Annotated in this window: 4 protein-coding genes; 3 read left to right on the forward strand and 1 reads right to left on the reverse strand. The window is 43.8% G+C overall.

Translation table 11 applies throughout. The features are described 5' to 3' along the window. Positions 1-145 precede the first annotated feature (145 nt). Positions 146-1,201, reverse strand: a complete 1,056-nt coding sequence (locus AACX68_RS04790) for a tRNA/rRNA methyltransferase (protein ID WP_228860726.1) — start codon at positions 1,199-1,201, stop codon at positions 146-148. Positions 1,202-1,335: 134 nt separating this feature from the next. Between AACX68_RS04790 and AACX68_RS04795 the strand changes: the two genes are divergently transcribed. From AACX68_RS04795 to pssA, 3 genes are all read left to right on the forward strand, one after another. Further along, on the forward strand, positions 1,336-2,013 hold the full coding sequence (locus AACX68_RS04795) for a tRNA-uridine aminocarboxypropyltransferase (RefSeq protein ID WP_099124733.1): 678 nt from the start codon (positions 1,336-1,338) through the stop codon (positions 2,011-2,013). Between the two features lie 98 nt (positions 2,014-2,111). Beyond that, the gene (locus AACX68_RS04800) at positions 2,112-4,754 is read left to right on the forward strand and encodes a bifunctional acetate--CoA ligase family protein/GNAT family N-acetyltransferase (protein WP_228860727.1); all 2,643 of its coding nucleotides are present in this window, start codon (positions 2,112-2,114) and stop codon (positions 4,752-4,754) included. Between the two features lie 101 nt (positions 4,755-4,855). Beyond that, on the forward strand, positions 4,856-6,211 hold the full coding sequence (pssA, locus tag AACX68_RS04805; protein WP_228860728.1) for a CDP-diacylglycerol--serine O-phosphatidyltransferase: 1,356 nt from the start codon (positions 4,856-4,858) through the stop codon (positions 6,209-6,211). Positions 6,212-6,262 lie beyond the last annotated feature (51 nt).

The raw sequence follows: 6,262 nt of genomic DNA on the forward strand, positions 1-6,262 counted from the left end.
TTCGTGATATTAAAACCAAATTATTACGGTTGATATTATTTATTAAATTTAATTGTGGTGAATTATTTATTTTTTCAAAAGAATAAGGCTCTGATTGAAAATTCAGAGCCTTATTTATAAAAGAAATAATATTCTTTATTAACAATCAGATTTTATTCTGACGCCACCATTCCGCCAGCATAACCCCTGTTGCGACAGAAACGTTCAGGCTTTCGACCCGACCAGTACCACCAATCGAGAGACGGATATCACCATCTTCCCAGACGCTGTCACTCAGGCCGTCACCTTCCTGCCCCAGTACCAGAACCATTTTTTCAGGAAGTTTAGCTTCTGCCAGTTTTGTGCTCCCTTTATGACTTGATGTAGTCACAATGGTATAACCTGCATCACGGAATTGGCTCAGCGCGGCAGTAAAACCATCTGCATCAATACCTTTAACGTGTTCAGCACCACCTTCCGCAGTACGGACTGCCGCACCGGATTCCAGCATTGTCGTATCCTGCAATATCACACCCTGTACGCCAAAATGAGCACAGCTACGCATAATTGCGCCGAGGTTATGTGGATTACCGACATTTTCTAACGCCAGTACGCAATCTTTTGCCGGAGCCTGTTGCAGATAAGTTTCAGCATTCAGGCCGTTACGTTTTTTAATCAGAAAACAAACGCCGCCATGATGCTCCGTACCGGATGCTTTTACTAATTCCTCATCATCCACTACATGGTAAGCCTTACGGTTTGCTGCCATCCATTTCAGAGCATCACGAAAACGAGGGGTTACTGACTGAACAAACCATGCTCTCACAATTGCATCCGGGCGATTCTGGAACATTGCCTGACAAGCATTTTCGCCATAGATCCGGGTCTCTTCCAGTCTCTGACGACGCAGTTGTTCAGGATCGATATGGCTTCTGCCACTAATGCCGCCATGATCCGGTTTTGACTCTTCATCTGGCGAGCGGGAAACTGTTCTCCATGGAGAACGCTCTTTTGGTTGCTCAGGACGATCATTGTCGTAACGTCTGCCGCCCTGCTCGCGTCCTTTACCTGACGGGCGTTTATTGTTGTTATGACGATCATTGCTGTTACGGCGATCATTGTTGTTACGACGATCGTTATTATTACGGCTGTCATTGCTGCCCTCATTACGGACATACATTACTTTGACTTTGCCACTCTTACCACTATAGGAATCGTTCATCTATTTCTCCAACTTCTCTATGGCGCGCAGATTACCCGATGTTCGCTTCCGAAGCTACCTCTGGCAACGACAATCAATTAAAATATCCGTCAATTTTCTTCTGACTTTGTACATGAGCATTTCTGAGTTCTTAAATGAGAAATAACAACGCCGTTTATCAGCTTCGCCAACACCGTCTTGCGCGTTCTACCCGCCCTTTTCAAGCAAGAGGCTGTCGGGTTAAACGTTGTACGTACTGTTTATTACCCCAAAAAAGATGTCTGTGTGAAAATATTTCACCCGCAAAAGCTGACAGCCGTTTTTGCCTTATTATGTTTGATACTGAGCCAATGAAGCCTAGTAATACAGGAAAGTTAATTGCAGATGTTCTGCCTGATACACAGGCTTTTCTATGGTCAAGGACTGAGCCTGATCAAAGAATGCTTGATGTACTGCGTGATCCGAGCCGACAGCCTTATCTGATTTTTCCTGATAGTTACGCCACACCATCGCGAACTGTGTATCAGCAACTGCCAGACACGCAAAAAGCGCCGCTATTCATTATATTGGATGGCACCTGGCCTGAAGCAAGAAAAATGTTTCGCAAAAGCCCGTATCTGGATGATATTCCTTTGTTATCAATCAATAGCATTGCCAAAATCGACTATTTACTGCGAATGCCATCAAGGGAAGAGCAACACTGTACTGCTGAGGTCGCTGCCGCTGCGTTAGAGTTAGCCAATGATTTTGAAGCATCCCAACAATTATTGAACCATTTCAATCATTTTCGGGAACAGTATCTGGCTGGGAAATCAAATCATCCAGCGGTATAAATCACAGTAATTCCTGTCGATCACGGCTAAAGTTATTCATGGTAATTGCTTAACTAATGATGATTGTTTATTGACGTGATCTTAACAAGGAGCGAAAAATGAGCCAGCGTGGACTTGAAGCCCTACTACATCCCAAATCCATTGCCGTTATCGGAGCTTCCGAGAAACCAGAAAAAGCCAGTTCGCTCCTGATGCGGAATTTGTTAGCAGGAAATTTTACCGGCCCGATCCTTCCCGTCACTCCCAATAAAAGTTCTGTTCTCGGTGTGCTGGCTTATCCTTCTGTCGACAAGCTACCTTTAACACCCGATTTGGCGGTTATTTGTACTCATCACAGCCGTAACTTATCATTATTAGCCCAACTGACGGAGCTGGGATGTACAACGGTTATCATTCTCTCATCCCATCCCTCCCAGTTTGCTGAACTGAAGCAATACAGCCAGAAACATCATATCCGCATCCTTGGGCCTAACAGCCTCGGTATTCTGGCTCCGTGGATCGGGCTGAATGCCAGTTTCTCACCCATTCCTATTCTAAAGGGAAAACTGGCTTTTATTTCACAATCAGCCGCAATATCCAACACGATTCTGGACTGGGCAAACCATCGCAATATCGGTTTTTCGTATTTTATTGCACTGGGAGATAGCGTTGATATTGATATTGATGATCTACTGGATTTTTTAGCGCGAGATAGTAAAACCAGTGCAATCCTCCTGCATCTGGAACATATTAGCGATGCCCGCCGCTTCCTTTCCGCTTCACGCAGTGCATCACGCAATAAGCCAATTCTGGTAGTCAAAAGCTGCCGTACCCGTAAAGCGCAGCAGTTACTGGGAGAACAGCAAAATTTTGATGCCGCTTATGATGCCGCAATTCAAAGAGCCGGATTGTTACGCGTACAGGATACGCATGAAATGTTTTCCGCCGTCGAAACACTGAGCTTTATGCGTCCACTACGCGGAGAACGCCTGTTAATTGTCAGTAATGGCACGGCTCCGGCCGCTATGGCACTGGATGAACTAATCAGAAGAACCGGTAAATTAGCTGACTTAGAGGAAGAAACTATTGCTAAATTGGTCAGCGTACTACCGGACGTACAAATCTTACAAAACCCTCTGGATCTCGGTGACGCTTCGTCAACTGCACAATATATTGACGCACTGAAAATACTGCTAGATAGCCGTAGCTATGATGCCTTATTGTTGATTCATTCTCCCTGTGCAATTTCCGACAGTATGCAAACAGCCGTAAACGTTATTCGGACTATCAAAGAACATCCCCGTGGAAAATGGCTGACAATATTCACGAATTGGTGCGGGGAATATTCTTCGCAGGAAGTCAGGCGGTTATTCAGCGAAGCCGGGATCCCAACCTATCGCACCCCTGAAGGAGCGGTCACCGCATTTATGCATATGGTGGAGTATCGTCGTAATCAGAAACAACTCAAAGAAACACCGGCCCTGCCAATTGGTATTACTTCAAATACGGCCCACGCCCATGATTGCATTCAACAGGCTCTTAATAAGGGTAATACTCAGTTAGATACTCATGAAGTCCATTCTATTCTTGAAGCCTATGGGCTGAATACATTGCCGACATGGATTGCTCACTCCAGTGACGATGCGGTCAGTATCGCAGAAAAAATTGGTTATCCTGTGGCGCTGAAACTTCGCTCACCTGATATTCCTCATAAATCAGAAGTACAGGGTGTCATGCTTTATCTTCGTACTGCAAAAGAAGTGAAAACCGCTGCTCAGGCCATTGTTGAACGTGTAAAACAGAATTTTCCGCAAGCCAGAATTGAGGGTTTATTGGTGCAGAATATGGCAAACCGTGCCGGTGCACAGGAGCTGAGAATTGCCATTGAACAGGATGAAGTTTTTGGTCCTTTAATTATGCTTGGAGAAGGCGGGATAGACTGGGTTAATGAAACTCAGGCGGCTGTTGCTCTGCCACCGCTTAATATGGCTTTGGCCCGTTATCTGGTCATTCAGGCGATTAAGAGCGGTAAAATAAAATCCGGAGCATCATTGCAGCCTCTCGATATTCCCTCACTTAGCCAGCTGCTGGTGCGAGTCTCTAATTTACTAATCGATTGCCCCCAAATCACCCGTCTGAATATTCATCCATTACTGGCATCGGGCAGTGAATTTACACTCCTGGATGTCACAATGGAATTAACCCCAATCACTGACGATCCGCGGAATCGACTGGCAATTCGGCCTTATCCTAATGAACTGGAAGAAACTATCTATATCAAAGATGATTTTGCCTGTTTGCTGCGCCCGATTTTGCCGGAAGATGAACCGCTATTAAAAGAATTCATTGAGCAGGTAACAAAAGAAGATCTTTATTATCGTTATTTCAGTGAGATCAATGAATTTACTCATGATGATCTCGCTAATATGACTCAGATTGACTATGACCGTGAGATGGCTTTTGTCGCAATACGTTATCCGACAACAAAACCAGAGATTATCGGTGTCGCACGTGCGATGGCTGATCCCGATAATATCGAAGCAGAATTTGCTGTATTGGTGCGATCGGATCTGAAAGGAATCACGTTAGGATCTCAACTTATGGCTAAACTCATTCATTACGCCAAAGAACATGGCATTCAGGTCTTAACTGCGATAACAATGCCAGAAAACCGCAATATGATCAGGCTGGCTAAGAAACTGGGATTTACCATCGATATCCAGTTAGAAGAAGGTATCGTTAATCTTGTTTTAAAACTTTAGCCACAATTGACAAAACTAGTGGTATCATCGCCAGATCATTTTGATTCACAAATTTACGATGGGATTATAACCATCCAAACTAAGAGAAAAATCGCACTGTGATGTTGTCTAAATTTAAACAAGCAAAACACCAACAACACCTTGCACAACTGCCTAAATTACCACAGTCAGTTGCTAATATTGAAACCCTTTATCAATCCGAAGAGTTTCGCAGCACACTGTTGGAATGTATTGCAGGCGCCAAAAAGCATATTTATATCGCCGCATTATATTTAGAACATGACGATGCCGGTCAAGATATTTTAACTGCGTTATATGAAGCCAAGCAAAAACGCCCTGAACTGGATATCAAAATTCTGGTCGACTGGCATCGCGCGCAACGTGGTCGTATTGGCGCACAAGCAGCCGCAACAAATGCAGACTGGTATTGCTCTATGGCTGAAAAATACCCGAATGCCCATATCTCCATTCTTGGTGTTCCCGTCAATACCCGTGAGGCGCTAGGTGTCTTACATTTAAAGGGTTTTATCTTTGACGACACTGTGATTTACAGTGGTGCCAGCATTAATAATGTCTATCTGCACCGTCATGAAAAATATCGTTATGATCGTTATCATTTATTGCATAATGCGAAGCTCTCAGCCATCATGAAGCAGTATATAGATGACAGCATTATTTCTGACAAAGCAGTCAATAATCTGGCCTGCCCAAACCGCCCTCGCAGCCTTGAAATAAAGAATTTTATCCGACAATTTCGGGGCCACTTACGCAGTGCGACGTATCATGTTGAAAATCAGGCTTCAAATGAAGAGCTGGCAGTCACTCCGCTTGTTGGATTAGGCAAAAAAAATCCGCTGAATAAAACTATCTGCCATCTGATCGCCAGCACTGAAGAAAAGTTAGTCATCTGTACTCCTTACTTTAATTTACCGGCAGTACTGGTGCGTTCTATCTCAAGGTTGTTGCGACAAGGAAAACAGATTGAAATTATCATTGGCGACAAAACAGCTAATGATTTTTATATCCCGCCCGAAGAGCCATTCAAGATTATCGGAGCGTTGCCTTATCTCTATGAGATTAACCTGCGTCGTTTCACTAGTCGATTGCAGCACTTTATCGATAGCCAGCAACTGACTATCCGACTGTGGAAAGATGAAGATAATAGCTATCACTTAAAAGGCATCTGGGTCGATAACAAATGGCAGTTGATCACCGGTAATAATCTCAATCCACGTGCGTGGGGACTGGATTTAGAAAATGCTATTCTTATTCACGATCCACATAAAGAAATGCAAGAACAGCGCTCTTTAGAGCTGGATTCTATTCGCACTCATACAACGGTTATTACCAGTTATCAGGAACTGGATAGTATACAGCTCTATCCCGTTAAGGTTCGCAAATTAATACGCCGTTTACGTCGTATCCGTGTTGACCGCCTGATCAGCAGAATATTGTAAACATAGATAATATTTATGTCATTTATTAATCCTCTCTTGTTATGACAAGAG

Source organism: Xenorhabdus sp. PB61.4 (genome assembly GCF_963894935.1).
GTDB lineage: Bacteria > Pseudomonadota > Gammaproteobacteria > Enterobacterales > Enterobacteriaceae > Xenorhabdus > Xenorhabdus stockiae.